This is a genomic window from Stenotrophomonas sp. 17(2023) (genome assembly GCF_030345315.1).
Lineage (GTDB): Bacteria > Pseudomonadota > Gammaproteobacteria > Xanthomonadales > Xanthomonadaceae > Stenotrophomonas > Stenotrophomonas acidaminiphila.
Genome location: NZ_CP128405.1, coordinates 2,271,237 through 2,286,847 on the forward strand (window position 1 = coordinate 2,271,237; position 15,611 = coordinate 2,286,847).

Annotated in this window: 10 protein-coding genes, 1 tRNA gene and 1 other RNA gene; all 12 read right to left on the reverse strand. The window is 68.1% G+C overall.

Annotated features, from left to right (window positions below; translation table 11 throughout):
• Positions 1-95 precede the first annotated feature (95 nt).
• A complete protein-coding gene (locus QQA12_RS10255; RefSeq protein ID WP_054666637.1) occupies positions 96-2,288 on the reverse strand; it encodes a TonB-dependent receptor in 2,193 nt (730 codons plus the stop codon).
• Between the two features lie 270 nt (positions 2,289-2,558).
• Positions 2,559-3,440 carry a LysR family transcriptional regulator gene (locus QQA12_RS10260; RefSeq protein ID WP_152984982.1) on the reverse strand — a complete coding sequence of 294 codons (882 nt, stop codon included), beginning with the start codon at positions 3,438-3,440 and terminating at the stop codon, positions 2,559-2,561.
• A gap of 85 nt (positions 3,441-3,525) precedes the next feature.
• Positions 3,526-5,964 carry a sodium:solute symporter gene (locus QQA12_RS10265; RefSeq protein WP_226049234.1) on the reverse strand — a complete coding sequence of 813 codons (2,439 nt, stop codon included), beginning with the start codon at positions 5,962-5,964 and terminating at the stop codon, positions 3,526-3,528.
• A 26-nt stretch (positions 5,965-5,990) separates the two neighbouring features.
• Positions 5,991-6,857 (reverse strand): CoA ester lyase, encoded by an 867-nt coding sequence (locus tag QQA12_RS10270; RefSeq protein WP_226049235.1) that lies wholly within the window; start codon positions 6,855-6,857, stop codon positions 5,991-5,993.
• Between the two features lie 685 nt (positions 6,858-7,542).
• Positions 7,543-7,896, reverse strand: a transfer-messenger RNA (tmRNA) gene (gene ssrA, locus QQA12_RS10275).
• A 228-nt stretch (positions 7,897-8,124) separates the two neighbouring features.
• A tRNA-Ser gene (locus QQA12_RS10280) sits at positions 8,125-8,217 on the reverse strand.
• A gap of 75 nt (positions 8,218-8,292) precedes the next feature.
• Positions 8,293-8,496: a carbon storage regulator CsrA gene (gene csrA / locus QQA12_RS10285; RefSeq protein WP_054668711.1), complete on the reverse strand. Its 204-nt coding sequence runs from the start codon at positions 8,494-8,496 to the stop codon at positions 8,293-8,295.
• A gap of 139 nt (positions 8,497-8,635) precedes the next feature.
• Positions 8,636-11,287, reverse strand: a complete 2,652-nt coding sequence (gene alaS / locus QQA12_RS10290; RefSeq protein WP_226049236.1) for an alanine--tRNA ligase — start codon at positions 11,285-11,287, stop codon at positions 8,636-8,638.
• 98 nt (positions 11,288-11,385) lie between these two features.
• Entirely contained in the window at positions 11,386-11,877 is a 492-nt protein-coding gene (gene recX / locus QQA12_RS10295; RefSeq protein WP_226049237.1) for a recombination regulator RecX, read from the reverse strand.
• 105 nt (positions 11,878-11,982) lie between these two features.
• Positions 11,983-13,017 (reverse strand): recombinase RecA, encoded by a 1,035-nt coding sequence (recA, locus tag QQA12_RS10300; protein ID WP_054666650.1) that lies wholly within the window; start codon positions 13,015-13,017, stop codon positions 11,983-11,985.
• Between the two features lie 183 nt (positions 13,018-13,200).
• Positions 13,201-13,842, reverse strand: a complete 642-nt coding sequence (gene lexA, locus QQA12_RS10305) for a transcriptional repressor LexA (RefSeq protein WP_226049238.1) — start codon at positions 13,840-13,842, stop codon at positions 13,201-13,203.
• Positions 13,843-13,931: 89 nt separating this feature from the next.
• Complete coding sequence (ubiB, locus tag QQA12_RS10310) at positions 13,932-15,611, reverse strand: 2-polyprenylphenol 6-hydroxylase (RefSeq protein ID WP_226049239.1); 1,680 nt, start codon at positions 15,609-15,611, stop codon at positions 13,932-13,934.

A 15,611-nucleotide genomic window follows, 5' to 3' on the forward strand; every position in this document is an offset into this window, starting at 1 on the left:
AGGCCACACCGATCCCGGGGTGATGGCGGCAGCGCCGGGCCCTGCAAACGAAAGCGGCGCCCCGGAGAACCGGGACGCCGCTGGGGGTGAAACGATCAGAACTTGATGCTGTGGCTCAGCGAGACCATGCGGCCACGGCCGGACCAGTAGTTCTGCCAACCGGGCAACTGCGACCAGCTCAGGATGTACTGCTTGTCGAACAGGTTCTCGATGCCCAGCGACAGCTTGCCGTAGCGGCCGGTGTCGTAGTTCACCACCAGGTCGAACAGCACGTAGCCTTCGGTCTTCTCCGCGTTGGTATACACCGCGCCATCGCTCGGGCGGGTATGGGTGGCGCGCAGATCGCGGTCGAGCAGCTTGGTCGCGCCGAGGGTGACGTTGGCCTCGGGCACGAAGTTCCAGGCCACCGAGGCGCCGATCTTGTCCGGGTTGATGTCCAGCACGCCCATCTTCTTGATCAGGCCCGAGCCCGGGTAGTACTCGGTGGTGCCGCGGATGCGCGAATACAGCGCCGTCACCTTCCAGGCATCGCTGAAGCGCCACTCGCCGTTGGCCTCGAAGCCCTTGATGCGGGTCGGTGCGCGGCTGAGGATGAAGTCATTGCTGCGCGGATCGATGGCCAGCGAGGTGCCGAACTCGGAGCGGCTGTCGTAGTAGGACATGCCCAGCGCGCCGCGGTCGCCGCGCCAGTTGAAGCCGTACTCGCGGTTGTCGACGATGATCGCCTGCAGGTCGGAGATGCGGTCCACCGACTGCCCCGGCACGTTGATGTTGCGCAGCGGGATGCCGATGTTGGGCAGGCCGAAGCCTTCGCCGTAGGACGCGAACACCGACAGCTCGTCGGTCACGCGCCAGATCGCACCGAGGTTCTTCATGTTCTCGGCGTACTTGAGCCCCCCACCCTGCACGAACACGCCGTTGCGGTAGGCGGTGGTGGTGTAGCTGTCGACCTTGAGCTCGCCGTCTTCGCGGCGCAGGCCGCCGCTGACGGTCACCGGGCCGATGTCCCAGGTCAGCTGCGCATACGGCGCGGTGCTGGTGTACTTCATCGGCGGCACCCACAGGCGGTTGGTCAGCGCCAGCCGCTGCGCGGCCTCGTCCTTGACCAGGTCCACGCCGGCACGCAGCTGCAGCCCTTCCAGGCCGAATATGTCGCCGCGGGTCCACGAGCTGCGCAGGCCCTGCTTCTTCGAGGTGATCTCGGACTGGTCGTAGATGCGCTGGGCTTCGTCGAAGCCGGCGCCGACCTTGACCAGCTGCTTGTCGTCACCGTTCTCCGGCAGGTAGCGCATGGCCTGGTCGGCCCAGTAGTAGTCGGCCACCAGGGTGCCGCCGAACAGGTCGCCGTTGCTGTAGTTCAGCGCGAACTGCTTGAAATCGTTGAATTCGGCCAGCGAGCCGGCGATGGCGCCACGCTCGGAGGTATTGGTGGTCGGCACCGGGCACGACACTGGGTCGTAGCGGCAGCCTTCGACCTGGTGGTAGTTGGCCTTGCCGTCGATCTTGAAGCGGCTGTAGCTGGCCTGCAGGCGCTGCGCGCCGGATTCGCCGAAGTTGTAGCCGGCCTTCAGGAACAGGTTGCGGGCCTCGGAGTCGGAGGTCGAGCCGCTGGTGTTCATGCCGATGCGGCGGCCATTGCCGTCGTAGGAGATGCCGCGGTCGATGTACGAGGCGCTCAGCAGCGCATCCACGTCATCGCCCTTGTAGGCATGGTTCACGCCCAGCTTCCAGCCGGCGCTGTCGTCGCCGAACTGGGTGGAGTAGCGCGAGATCACTTCCGTCTCGTGGCCTTCGACGGTCGGCACCTTGGAGATGTAGTTGATGATGCCGCCGGCCGCGCCGATGCCTTCGGAAGCGGACGGGCCGTTGATCACCTCGATGCGCCCCACCACGCCCATGTCGGTGAAGGTGCCGTTGCGGTTGCCTTCGCGCAGCGGCGAGCCCTGCGGGATGCCGTCGAACAGGCGCAGCGCGATGCGGCCGCGCAGGGTTTCGCCGGTGTTGCTCATGGCCTGCGAGGACTCGGCGTAGCCGGGAACGGTGCGGGCCAGCACCGCGGTCGCGTCTTCGGTCAGGCTCAGCGTGCGCTGCACTTCTTCCTTGGACACCAGGGTGATGGCGCCGGGAATCTTGTCGATGGCGGTGGCGGTGCGGGTACCGGTGACGATCACCTGGTCCAGGTCGACGGCCTTGTCCTGGTTCTTGTCCTGGGCGTCCTGCGCCCAGGCGGCACCGTTCATGCCGGCGAGCAGGGCCATGCCGATGGCGGCCGTAAGTGGCTTGATCATTGATTCTCTCCCCCCGAAGTGGATTGCGGCACCGACGACCGGGGAGTCGAACGTGCCGGATATCGCGTCCGGGCTCGCGCCCGTCGGGCCGGGGTGGAGGACGATCCTCTACGGGATCTGGTCACGCACCGGCCGGTCTTGGCCGAAGACTAGGTGCGACTTCATGACGATAGAAGCGCGCAATCGTATGTTCACTGCCTAGGATTTGTTGCGGATCGTGCCGGTAGCGGGCGTGCGGCAAAGGCGCACGGGCTGCGCCGGCAGGCGCGGCTAGGCCCTGCCGGGCAACAGTTCGGCGCGGCCTTCTTCCAGCAGCGCGTTGACCTGGCGGATGCGTACCGACGAACGCGACCAGACCATGCCGATGCGCCGCGGCTCGCACGGTTCGGGCAGCGGCAGCCGCGCCACCGCCAGCCCTTCGGGCCATGGCCGCGCCCAGTCGGGTACCAGCGACACACCCAGGCCACGGTCCACCATCACCGCGATGGCGTTGAGCGCGTTGAGCTCGAAGCGTTCGCGCGGCACGATGCCCACGCGGCGCAGGTACTCGTCGGCCTGGCGCCCGCCCCATTCATGGCGGTCGTAGCGGATCAGCGGCTCATCGCGCAGCAGGTCGTGCGGGTCGCGCGCGGCCAGCCGCGCCGGTGCCAGCACCACCATCGGCTCTTCGCGCAGCAGCTGCCAGTCGCAGGTCTTGGGCAGCGAGAACGGCGCCTGCAGCACCATCGCCGCGTCCAGGTCGCCGGCTTCCACCGCGCCGTACAGGTCGGCCGAATAGCCGGGGCGGATGAATACGTTGATCTCGGGAAACTTGGCCACCATGCGCGCCAGGATGTCCGGCACCAGCCCGGCCAGCGCGGTCGGACAGGCCCCCAGCCGCAGTTCGCCGGCCATGCCGCTCTCGTTGGCCACGCTGCGCAGGTCGGACACGTCGCGCAGCAGGTCGCGCGCACGCTGCAGGATGCGCGCGCCCTCGGCGGTGACGCTGACGGTGCGCCCGGCGCGCGCGATCAGCGGTGCGCCGAGCTCGCGTTCCAGCGTGCGGATCTGCTGCGCCACCGCCGCCGGGGTGATGTGCAGCATGCGCGCCGCCGCGGCCATCGAGCCGCGATCGACCACGGTGACGAACGTGTTGAGGAACTGGGTTTCCACGACTATGCCCTCTGGATCCGGGGCAACGCTACAGCAGGCCACGGCGCGCGGCATCCGACCAACGTCACGGTCGCGCGCCGGCCGTTCACGTGGCGTCCTGGCGGTAGATGGTCAGGCCCTTGAGCGAGCGCGCCGGCGCCGGGAAGCACAGGCTGGCGAGGTAGCCGATCACGATGCACAGCAGGATCGAGATGCCCAGGTAGAAGTACGGGTGCACCAGGTCCAGCGACCATGCCAGCAGGGTCAGCGCGATGCTGCCGGCGATGCCGATGGCCACGCCCGGCGAGTTGGCGCGGCGGGTGAACATGCCCAGCGTATAGGCACCAGCGAAGCCGCCGCCGAGCAGGCCGGCCAGTTCGATCGAGACGTCGAACAGCGAGTGGATGTCATAGCGCGAGAGCACCAGCGCCAGGCCCATGCCGGCCAGGCCGACGACCACGGTCATGATCTCGGCGAAGCGCACGCTGCCGCGTTCGGTCGGGTTCTTCGCCAGCTTGTCGTAGAAATCCACCGACAGCAGCGTCGCCACGCTGTTGATGATGCTCGACAGCGTGGACATGGCCGCGGCGAAGATGCCGGCGATGATCAGGCCGGTGACGCCCGGCGGCAGCTCGGCGGCGATGAACAGCGGGAACGTCGCGTCGATCGGAAGCAGCGGGTCCAGCCGGCCCGGGTTGTGCTTGTAGTACATCCACAGCGCGGTGCCGATGCTGTAGAAGATGAAGCCGCCGGGGATCATGATCGCGGCGAAGATCCAGATCGAACGCCCGGCCTCCTTGTCCGACTTGGTCGCCAGCGTGCGCTGCATCAGCACCTGGTCCTTGGGGAAGGTCAACACCACGTCGAACACCACCAGGAAGATGAACCCCCACACCGTGGCCTTGGTCAGGTCGAAGCTGAAGTCCAGCAGCTTGGTCTTGTGCTCGGCCATCGCCGCTTCGCGGATGCCGTCGAAATCGGCGCCCAGGGTCCACACGATGAAGCCGATGGCGAAGATCGCGCCGCCCATCTTCACGAACACCTGCACGAAGTCGGTCCACACCACCGCGCGCATGCCGCCCATCACCGTGTAGATGATGGTGAAGACGCCCATGATCAGGATGCTCCAGACCACGTCGATGCCGGTGATGGTGGCGATCGCCAGCGCCGGCAGGAACAGGATCACGCTCAGCCGGCTGCCGACCTGCATGGCGATGGCCAGGGCGCTGGCGAGCATGCGGATGGCCGGGTGGAAGCGGGTCTCCAGGTAGGAGAACACGCTCATCAGGTCCAGCCGCCGCAGCAGCGGCACGATCCACACCGCCACGAACATCAGCCCCAGCACCGCCACCAGGTTGTTGGTCAGGTACTGCCAGTTGGTCTCGTAGGCCTTGGCGGGAATGGCGATGAAGCTGATCGAACTGGTGTTGGTGGCGTACAGGCTGATACCCGCGGCCCAGAACGGGATGCTGCGGCCGCCGACGAAGAATTCCGATTCCGACGCGGTCTGGTCCTTCAGGTAGAAGTACACGCCGATGCCGATCATGCCGGCCAGGTAGATGACGATCACGCTCCAGTCCAGCCACCCGAGCAGGTGCTTGCCGCCCTGCACCTCGGCGTAGTGCATGCCACCGTCGGCGCCGGCCCAGGCCAGGCCGTTGCCACGCGCGGCGATCGCCAGCGGCGCCGCGCCGGCCGGCATGGCTGGTGCGTCGAGCGTGGCCCAGGCACTGGTGATGGTATGGAAGGTGCGCAGGCCGATGCCGTTGGCATCGCGCACCAGCATCAGCAGGTGCGCCTGGCCGAGCGCGCGCAGCGAGCCGGGCAGGATGTGACCCGCCGGCGCCGGCGCTTCCTGCCAGCCGTTGTCCGCGGTCCAGCGCCACAGCGCGTCGCCGGTGGCATCGCCAACGGCGGCGTACAGGGCGCCCTTCTGGCCCTGCAGCGCCACCAGGCGCCCGGCGGCAGGCCACGCCGGCTGCGCCTGCCAGCCGCCCCCCTCCACCGCCAGCGCGTGCCGATACAGGTGCATCGAGCCATCGGCACCGGTGCCGGCCACGTACAGCACTTCCCCGAGCGCGGCGACCTGCGCCTGGCGCAGCGTCGCCGGCAGCGCCAGGGTGCGCCCCAGCGACAGCGTATTGCCCTGCAGGCGTGCGCTCTGCAGGCGGTCGCTGCTGTCGCTGTCGCTGTCGCCGCCGCGCAGCAACCAGGTCTGGCCACCGGCGTTGACCGCCATGCGGATGTCGGCACCGGCCCCGGCCGGCGCCAGCGCCAGCGCCAGCGGCTGCCAGGCCTTGCCGTCACCGGCCAGTGCCCAGGCTCCATCGGCGGACAGCGCCAGGTCGCGCCCATCGACCACCAGCAGCCGTGGCTGGGCGGCCTCCGCCGGCAATGGCGCCAGCGTGCCGGACGCGACGCTGGTCAGGTTGTCCGCCGCCGCGGTACCGCCCAGCGCCAGCAGCGCCGCTGCCGTGAACAGGCGCAACCCGCGCAGCAGGCGTCGGGAAAGGGAGGAGGCGTGCGCTACTGCGGGTATCGGCATCGATGTGGCTCGGCAGGGCATGGGAATCAGGACGCGGCGGGCGCGCGGCGGGCGGCGCCGGCCAGCAGTGCTTCGGCGCGACGCAGGAAAGGCAGGTCGATCATGCGTCCCTCGAACAGGAACGCGCCGCGTCCCTGGGCAGCGGCATCCGCGGCGGCAGCGACGATACGGCAAGCCTCGTCGAGCACCGCATCGGACGCGCCGAATACCTCATTGGCCAGTCCGACCTGGCGCGGGTGGATGCAGCTCTTGCCGATGAAGCCCAGCTCGTGGGCCAGCCTGGCCTCGGCGCGGAAGCCATCGTCGTCGCCGACATCGGGGAAGGCGCCATCGCAGGCGAACACGCCCGCTTCGGCAGCGGCCATGCGCAGCGCGAACAGGGTGGCGTGGACATTGGTAGCAGTACGGGCGATGCCGTGCGGCGCGAACAGATCGCCCAACCCGAGCTGCAGCCCGGCCACGCGCGGATGCGCGGCGGCCAGCGCGGGGGCCATGCGCAGGCCGCATGGCGTTTCGATATTGAGCAGCAGGCCGATGGGGCGGGTGACGCCGTTGGCGGCCTCCGCGCGCTCCAGCGACGCGACCGCCGCGTGCACCTGCGCCACCGATTCGACCTTGGGGAGGTTGAGCAGCCACACCGACGGCAGCGCCACCGCCGCCAGGTCGGCAACGAAATGGGCCGTATCGGTACCGTTGCTGCGCACGATCAGCAGGCGGCCGCTGTCCGCGACCTCTGGCCGGGAGAGGAAGCTGGCGACCTGCGCACGCGCGGCGGCCTTGCCCGCCTCCGGGACCGAGTCCTCCAGGTCGAATGACAGGACATCGGCCGCGCCGGCCATCGCCTTGTCGAACAGTTCCGGGCGTGCGCCGGGCACGAACAGCTTGCTACGCATGGTTCCCCCTCATCCTGCGGGGCAGTCTGCGCGATTCGGAACGCTGAAAAATGTGTATCCCCGGACATTCACGCGATAGCGTTTGTTTGCATTGCCACCCTGCCCGGTTGGCCCGGAGCGGCACCAGACAGGGGATCGCACCGGGAAATCGCTGCGCGGAACCCTGCCCCACCCAACGCCCCCCAGCCACGCCAGGAACCATGGCCGCTCCGCCCTGTCGCGGACGCGGCCGGTATCGGCAAACCGGGCTGGCGCCCACCCGCGCCCCGGGCACACCCGCGGGAGCCCGGGACCTGCACCGACGCGGTGCTGCCGGCGCCCCCGGTCAATGAGGCGCAGAGAAAACGTGCGGACGCGCCCGCCCGGCCTCAGCGGCGGGCAGAAGCCGGATGGGCGCCAGCATCGTCGACGGCGGGTACCGATAACCCCGAAGGGCTCGACGAGCAGGAAACAGCATCGGCAAGCACGCCGCATGCCGCGTGGGCCGTGGGCAGCGCACGCCCCGGGATCCGGCCGGGCGGCACGCGCCTCCCAGGGCGCCCGCCCATCGCCAACTCGGGTTCCACGGCCCCGGCGACCCGGTGCCCCGGTGACCACCCCGGACACGGCCAGGCAACAGCCAAAGAAAAACCCCTGGTTTCCCAGGGGTTTGGGCGACTTCCCGGAAAATCCCGGTATCTCAATATGGTGGAGGTGGGCGGAATTGAACCGCCGTCCGAAGGCACTCCATCCCCGGCACTACATGCTTAGCTCGCCGTTGTATCTCGCCCCGGAACAGCACGGCGCGCAAAGCGCATCCCGGAACCAGCCCGCTTTATCTAGCTAGGGGCTGACGGGCAGCCACCCCATGCGATTCCGTGATGATGACCCTACGCAGCGAGCACGGACACAAGCTGTTTCGGGGCTTAGGCCTTAAGCGGCCAGAGCGTAGTTGTCGTCGTTGGCAACTATGAGTTGTGCAGCTGGATTTACGAGGAAAGCTACCCCCTCGGCATGCGCCAAGCGACTTCACAACCCCCGTCGAAACCAGTGCACCCCCGATTTCTTCAAGAATTCTTCCGTACTGATCGCCCTGACCCATGATGCGGCCCGGTCGATGCTCGACAGCGGCCATGGTACGCGATGCGGCGTGGTGCGTCACCTGCACGCGACCGGGTGGACATCTTCCAGTCACGCGCCGTGTCCGTCCAATCCAGGACCGCGGTACGAACACACATCCTGAAACGAAAAACGTCCGCAAACCCGGGGCTTGCAGACGTTTTTCAACTGGCGGAGTGAGAGGGATTCGAACCCTCGATAGAGCTTTTGACCCTATACTCCCTTAGCAGGGGAGCCCCTTCGGCCTCTCGGGCATCACTCCGTTTTCTCTTTGCCCTGCCGCGTGTTCCGTGGCAGGGCGCGAAGAATACCGTTTAACGGGGTGAAAGGTAAACCCTTATTCGGAAGTTTCTTCACTTCCCTGTGCAGCGGGCTCGTCGCCGCGCTGGATACGCTGGAAAATTTCCTCACGGTGCACCGCCACGTCCTTGGGCGCGGTGATACCGATACGTACCTGGTTGCCCTTGACGCCGAGCACGGTCACGCTGACCGAGTCACCAATCATCAGGGTTTCGCCTACACGGCGAGTCAGGATCAACATTGTGCGAGTCTCCATGGAACCGGTGGGGGTTTCCCACCGGCATTGGCGCGCCAAGAACCTGCGCCCCACGACAAAGGGAAAAGACTCCCAATGTTAATGGCAGGCCGCAGGCACCTTCAAGGCGCGCGGCTGCCTGCGTTCATGCCAAGTGTGGCTTGATCCATTCCAGCACGCCGTCGAGCGCGGCGACCAGCCGGGGACCGTCTTCACCGCCACCCTGTGCCAGATCAGGACGACCACCGCCCTTGCCCCCGATCTGACCGGCGACATGGGACAACAGTTCCCCGGCCTTGACCCTGCCCATTGCCGAGCCATTGACGCCTGCGACCAGGGAGGCCTTGCCGTCCTGGGTACCGGCCAACAGGATCACCGCATCGCCCAGCTGCTGCTTGAGCCGGTCCATCGCCTCGCGCAGCGCCTTGGCGTCGAAACCCTCCAGGCGCGCCGCCAGCACCTTCACGCCGCCGATCTCGACCGCCGAAGCGCCGAGGTCGGCAGTCGCGCCCGAGGCCAGCTTGGCCTTGAGGGCCTCCAGCTCGCGCTCGAGCCGCTTCTGCCGCTCGCCGAGCTGGCGGATCTTCTCCACCACATCGGTCGCCGCCCCGCCCAGCAGGCTGGCAGCCTCGGCCAGGCGGGCTTCCTCGGCATCCACGTGGTCCAGCGCGCCCTGCCCGGTGACGGCCTCGATGCGGCGCACGCCGGACGAGACGCCGCCCTCGGCGGTGATCTTGAACAGGCCGATGTCACCGGTGCGCGACACGTGGGTGCCACCGCACAACTCGGTCGAGTAGTCACCCATCTTCAGCACGCGCACGTTCTCGCCGTACTTTTCGCCGAACAGTGCCATCGCCCCGAAATCCAGCGCCTCCTGCATGCCCATGTGGTGCACTTCGGCGGCATTGTTGGCGCGGACCTGCTCGTTGACCTTGCGCTCGATGAGCGCCAGTTCCTCGCTGCTGATCGGCTGGAAATGCGAGAAATCGAAGCGCAGGCGGTCCGGCGCCACCAGTGAGCCCTTCTGCTGCACATGGCTGCCCAGCACTTCGCGCAGCGCGGCATGCAGCAGGTGGGTGGCCGAGTGGTTGAGGATGGTGGCACCGCGACGGGCGCTGTCGATCCCGCCGGCGAGCATGTCGCCGAGCTTGATCACGCCCTGCTTCACGGTACCGACGTGGCCGTGGAACTGGCCGGCGAACTTCTGCGTATCGGCAACCGCAAGCTCCACGCCGCTGCCGGACAGCATGCCGGTATCGCCAACCTGGCCGCCGGATTCAGCATAGAACGGCGTCCTGTCGGTGAACAGGATCACTTCGTCACCCGCCTGCACCTCCTCCACCGGACGGCCGCCCTTGAGCAGGGCAACCACCTTGAGGCCGTCGGCGTGCTGCTGGTCGTACCCCAGGAAGACGGTGGGCGACAGGGTCGCGACCAGCTCGGCGGGCAGCGTCACGCCACCGCCGAACTTGCCGGCGGCGCGCGCCATCTCGCGCTGGTGTTCCATGGCGCTGTCGAAGCCGGCCATGTCCACCGTCATGCCGCGCTCGCGGGCGATGTCGGCGGTCAGGTCGACCGGGAAGCCATAGGTGTCGTACAGGCGGAAGGCATCGGCACCCGGAATGACGCCATCGTCGACCTTGGCCGCGACGTCGTCGAAGATCTTCATGCCCGCGTCCAGGGTCTCGGCGAACCGCTCCTCCTCGGCCAGCAGCGCCTTGTGCACCGTGGTGGCGGCGGCCGGCAGCTCCGGATAGGCCTCGCCCATCTGCTCGACCAGGGTCGGCACCAGCTTGTGGAAGAACGGCTGGCGCACGCCCAGCATCCAGCCATGGCGCAGGGCGCGACGGATGATCCGGCGCAGCACATAGCCGCGGCCTTCGTTGGACGGCAGCACGCCATCGACGATGAGGAAGGAGCAGGCGCGGATATGGTCGGCGATCACGCGCAGCGACTTGTTCTCCAGGTCGGCGGTGCCGGTCAGTCCGGCCGCCTGGCGGATCAGCGCCTGGAACAGGTCGATCTCGTAGTTGGTGTGCACGTGCTGCAGGATCGCCGCCAGGCGCTCCAGGCCCATGCCGGTATCCACGCACGGCGCCGGCAGCGGCACCAGGGTGCCGTCGGGCTGGCGGTCGAACTGCATGAACACCAGGTTCCAGATCTCGATGAAGCGGTCGCCATCCTCATCCGGCGAGCCCGGCGGGCCACCGGCGATGTGCTCGCCATGGTCGAAGAAGATCTCGGTGCACGGGCCACACGGGCCGGTATCGGCCATCTGCCAGAAGTTGTCCGAGGCATACGGCGCGCCCTTGTTGTCGCCGATGCGCACGATGCGCGCTTCCGGCACGCCGATCATGTCGCGCCACAGCGCGTAGGCCTCGTCGTCGTTGTGGTAGACGGTGACCAGCAGGCGCTCGGCCGGCAGCTTCCAGACCTGGGTCAGCAGCTCCCATGCCCAGGCGATGGCGTCCTTCTTGAAGTAGTCGCCGAAGGACCAGTTGCCCAGCATCTCGAAGAAGGTGTGGTGGCGGGCGGTGTAGCCGACCGAGTCGAGGTCGTTGTGCTTGCCGCCGGCGCGCAGGCAGCGCTGGACATCGGCTGCGCGCACATAGCTGCGCTTCTCCGCGCCCAGGAACACATCCTTGAACTGCACCATGCCGGAGTTGGTGAACAGCAGGGTCGGGTCGTTGCCCGGCACCAGCGGCGCCGAAGGCACGATGGTGTGGCCCTTCCCCTTGAAGAATTCGAGGAAGTCGGCGCGGATCTGTGAGGTGGTGAACTTTACGGGTGTATTCATGAGGACTGGCGATAGGCGGGCTGGCGGCAGCCGGCTCCCCACGCGGTGCGTGGACCCGGGACGGCCGAAACCCTGAAAGGGTATCAGGCCCGGTCCGTTCAGTCCTCAGGATCGTAGCGGGTGGCCTTGCGGATGCAGCCGCCATCGAAGCCGCGCCGGGCCAGCATGTCCGCGGCCTTGCGGCGCTGCGCCAGGTCCTGGGGCCCGTCGGGGCCGAAACGGCGGCAGACCAGGTCCCTGGCCAGCTCCGCCCAGTCGCCCTCGAAGGTGGCCAGCGCCGCCTCGATCGAGTCGCTGTCCAGGCCATGCGTACCCAGTTCGGCACGGATGTGCAGCGGGCCGTAGCCGCCACCGGTGCGGTTGCGCACCAGGGCCTCGGCGAACCGGGTGTCGTCCTGCCAGCCGTCCTCGGCCAGCCGCGCCACCGCGGCGTCCACCGCCTCGGGATCGACCCCGCGGGCCTTGAGTTTGCGCCCCAGCTCCTTGCGCGAATGTTCCCGCCGCACCAGCAGCCCGAGCGCGCGCTGCAACGGCGTCTGTTCACGCGGTCGCCGGGTGCGGCGCCCCGGCCGTTCCTCGCTGTCGTTCATCGCCCGCCATCACCCTGCACCGGTGCCGGGCACGCCATGCACCGGCGAAAACCGCGGGGACCGGGCGACGTCACTGACGATGCGCCGCCCGTCCCCGCGGGAAAATCACTCCTCGTCCGCGTCGTCACCGGCCTCACGCGCGGCATCGGCGGGCTGGAACTTCTCGCGCAGCTCGGCTTCGAGCCTGGCGGCCACCTGCGGGTTGTCGCGCAGGTAACCGCGGGCGTTGTCCTTGCCCTGGCCGATGCGCTCGTCGCCGTAGCTGTACCAGGCACCGGCCTTCTCCACGAGCTTGGCATCCACGCCCATGTCGATCAGTTCGCCTTCGCGGCTGATGCCTTCGCCGTACAGGATCTCGGTGACCACCTGCTTGAACGGGGGCGCCAGCTTGTTCTTGACCACCTTGATCTTGGTCTGGTTGCCGATGATCTCGTCACCCTTCTTGATCGCGCCGATGCGGCGGATGTCCAGGCGCACCGAGGCGTAGAACTTCAGCGCGTTGCCGCCGGTGGTGGTTTCCGGGCTCTGGCCCGGCATCATCACGCCGATCTTCATGCGCAGCTGGTTGATGAAGATCACCAGGGTATTGGAGCGCTTGATGTTGCCGGTCAGCTTGCGCAGCGCCTGGCTCATCAGTCGTGCCTGCAGGCCGGGCAGCTGGTCACCCATCTCGCCTTCGATTTCAGCCTTGGGGGTCAGCGCGGCGACCGAGTCGATCACCAGGATGTCCACCGAGCCCGAACGCACCAGCATGTCGGCGATTTCCAGCGCCTGTTCGCCGGTGTCCGGCTGCGACAGCAGCAGGTCGTCCACGTTCACGCCCAGCTTGGCGGCGTAGATCGGGTCCAGCGCATGCTCGGCGTCGATGAAGGCCGCGGTGCCGCCCTGCTTCTGGCACTCGGCGATGGCCTGCAGGGTCAGGGTGGTCTTGCCCGAGGATTCGGGACCATAGATCTCGACCACGCGACCCTTGGGCAGGCCGCCGATGCCCAGCGCGATGTCCAGCATCAGCGAGCCGGTGGGAATCGCCTCGACGGGCTCGACCACGCGGTCGCCCATGCGCATCACCGACCCCTTGCCGAACTGCTTTTCGATCTGGCCCAGGGCGGCAGCGAGCGCGCGCTTCTTGTTATCGTCCATCGGGGTCTTCCTCGTCGTTGATGTCATGGATTTCGTCATGGGTCCACTTTAGCGGGGGCGTATCGCATAGGCTGAGACTGTTGGCGATGCGGCCAGATTATCGGGGCGGGAAGGATACCGGCAGCCGCGCCGGTACCTGCCGCCCTTAGGAAAACCATCGCCCCTGCGATGGGGAAAATGCCGTCACCGGTTCGGCCTCAGCAGCCCGCAATACAGCCCTTCGATGGCGAAATCCTGGTCCGGGAGGACCTCGATGGGCGCATAGTCCGGATTGCGCGGCAGCAGGCGGATGCGGTCCTTGCCGACCTTGAGCAGCTTGACCGTGATCTCGTCGTCGATGCGCGCCACCACGATCTGCCCGGAGCGTGCGTCGCGGGTACGGTGCACGCCGATCAGGTCGCCATCGAAGATGCCCTCGTCGATCATCGAATCGCCCTGCACCTTCAGCAGGTAGTCCGGCGCCGGCGAGAAGAACACCTTGTCGAGCACCACGAAATCGTCCGATCCGATGTCCGCGCCGATCGGCAGGCCGGCGGCCACGCGCCCCAGTACCGGCAGCCGCAGCATCTGCTCCGCGGCCGCGGCCGGCGGTGCGGCGGCATCGGCCTCCTCGGCCGGGCGTACCAGGCGGATGCCCCGCGCCCGGCCCGGCACCCGCTCGATGGCGCCGGCCGCTTCCAGTGCATCCAGGTGGTATTGCGCCGAGCGCACCCCCTTGAAGCCGAAGGCGCGGGCGATCTCGGTCTGCGACGGCGGCATGCCTTCCGCATCGATGCGCTCGGCGATCATCTGCAGGATCGCCTGCTGGGTCTGGGTCAGGTCCATGGTTAGTAGTATTACTACTAACTAACGCCACCGCAAGTACCTCGGGACGGCCGGGTTCGCGCCCGCTCACGGGCCACCGGCAGGCGGGCCTAGGGGCGCCTGCCGCTGCGCCAGATCGAGAACAGGATCCACACCCCGCACAGGCCGGCGCCGAGGAAGCCGGCCACGCCCAGCGCCAGCAGCCAGCGGTTGCTGCCGCTGCCGATGCTGTTCATGACGATGGACGAGCCGATGATCAGGGCAGCGGTGACGATGCCGACGGTGAGGCGGTTGGCGGCGCGGTTGACCTGGTCGCCGAAGCCCTTCAGTCCCGGCGTGTCGACCATCAGGCGCATGCGCCCACGCCGCGCGGCCTGCAGCAGGCGGCGCATGTCGCGCGGCAGGTCGCCGGCCAGGTCCAGCGCGCCGAGCAGGCTGCGGCGACTGCGCCGCAGTACCGCGCGCGGCGCATAACGGCGGCGCATGATCCGCTCCAGGAACGGACGCGCGGCGCCGGCCATGTCGAAGTCCGGATCCAGCTGCCGGCCCATGCCCTCCAGGGTCAGGAAGGTCTTGATCATCAACGCCAGGTCGGCCGGCAGGGTCAGCCCGTACTGGCGCAGCAGGGCGGTCACCTCGCCCAGCATCAGGCCGATGCGCAGGTCCCTGAGCGGCACCCCGCGGTACTGGTCGACGAAACTGCCCAGGTCCTGCTGCAGGCGCGATTCGTCCACCTCCACGCCACCGGCCCACTCCAGCAACACGTCGGTCACCGCTTCGGGGTCCTGGGTCACCAGTCCGTGCAGCAACCGCGCTACCTGGAAGCGGCGCTGCTCGGACAATCGCCCGACCATGCCGAAATCGATGATGCCGATGCGGCCATCGGGCATGTAGAAAATGTTGCCCGGGTGTGGATCGGCGTGGAAACAACCGTCGTCGAGCACCATCTTGAGGATGATCGACGCACCGGTGTGCGCCAGCGCCACGCGGTCCAGGCCGGCGGCATCGACCGCGTCCAGGTCGCGCCCGGGAATGCCGTCGACGAAATCCTGCACGTTGAGGCTCTCGCAGGTCCACTGCCAGTGCACGCGCGGGATCAGCACCTCCGGATGACCGGCGAAGTTGCCGGCGATGCGCTCGGCATTGCGGCATTCGGCGGCGAAATCCAGCTCGCGGCGCAGCGACCGGGTGAACTGCTCCACCACTTCCGCTGGCCGGTAGCGGCGCAGGTCCGGCAAGCGCGCCTCGATGATCACGGCCAGCCGCGCCAGCAGGCGCAGGTCGGCCTCGATCACCTCGCGGATGCCGGGCCGGCGCACCTTCAGCACCACCGGCGTGCCGTCGTGCAGCCAGGCCCGGTGCGCCTGCGCCAGCGAGGCCGCGGCCATCGGCCGTTGCTCGAGCCGGGCGAAGGCCTGTTCCGGCGGCTGACCGAGGTCGGCTTCCAGCTGCCCGCGCACCTGTTCGTAGGGCAATGCCGGCACCGCGTTCTGCAGTTCGCTGAACTCGGCGATCCACTCCGGCGGGAACAGGTCCACGCGCGTGGCCAGCACCTGCCCCAGCTTGACGAAGGTCGGGCCGAGGTCTTCCATCGCCCGCCGCACCCGCACCGGCGCGGACATCTGCAGCATCTGGCCGGGATCGTTCCAGTGCAGCAGGCGCCCGGCGCGCTGCAGGACATCGGCCAGGCCGACGCGGCGGACCACGTCGCCGAAACCATAACGGATCAGGACGGCGGCAATTTCCTGCAGCCGCCCCAGGTCGCGCACCGTACCCAGCGCCTCCCACAT

What these genes read in the sequence shown, in the direction of transcription:
- ubiB (WP_226049239.1), bottom strand. Translation starts at nt 15,611, where the DNA reads ATGTGGGAGGCGCTGGGTACGGTGCGCGACCTGGGGCGGCTGCAGGAA.
- recA (WP_054666650.1), bottom strand. Translation starts at nt 13,017, where the DNA reads ATGGACGATAACAAGAAGCGCGCGCTCGCTGCCGCCCTGGGCCAGATC.
- QQA12_RS10255 (WP_054666637.1), bottom strand. Translation starts at nt 2,288, where the DNA reads ATGATCAAGCCACTTACGGCCGCCATCGGCATGGCCCTGCTCGCCGGC.
- alaS (WP_226049236.1), bottom strand. Translation starts at nt 11,287, where the DNA reads ATGAATACACCCGTAAAGTTCACCACCTCACAGATCCGCGCCGACTTC.
- recX (WP_226049237.1), bottom strand. Translation starts at nt 11,877, where the DNA reads ATGAACGACAGCGAGGAACGGCCGGGGCGCCGCACCCGGCGACCGCGT.
- QQA12_RS10265 (WP_226049234.1), bottom strand. Translation starts at nt 5,964, where the DNA reads ATGCCGATACCCGCAGTAGCGCACGCCTCCTCCCTTTCCCGACGCCTG.
- lexA (WP_226049238.1), bottom strand. Translation starts at nt 13,842, where the DNA reads ATGGACCTGACCCAGACCCAGCAGGCGATCCTGCAGATGATCGCCGAG.
- QQA12_RS10270 (WP_226049235.1), bottom strand. Translation starts at nt 6,857, where the DNA reads ATGCGTAGCAAGCTGTTCGTGCCCGGCGCACGCCCGGAACTGTTCGAC.
- csrA (WP_054668711.1), bottom strand. Translation starts at nt 8,496, where the DNA reads ATGTTGATCCTGACTCGCCGTGTAGGCGAAACCCTGATGATTGGTGAC.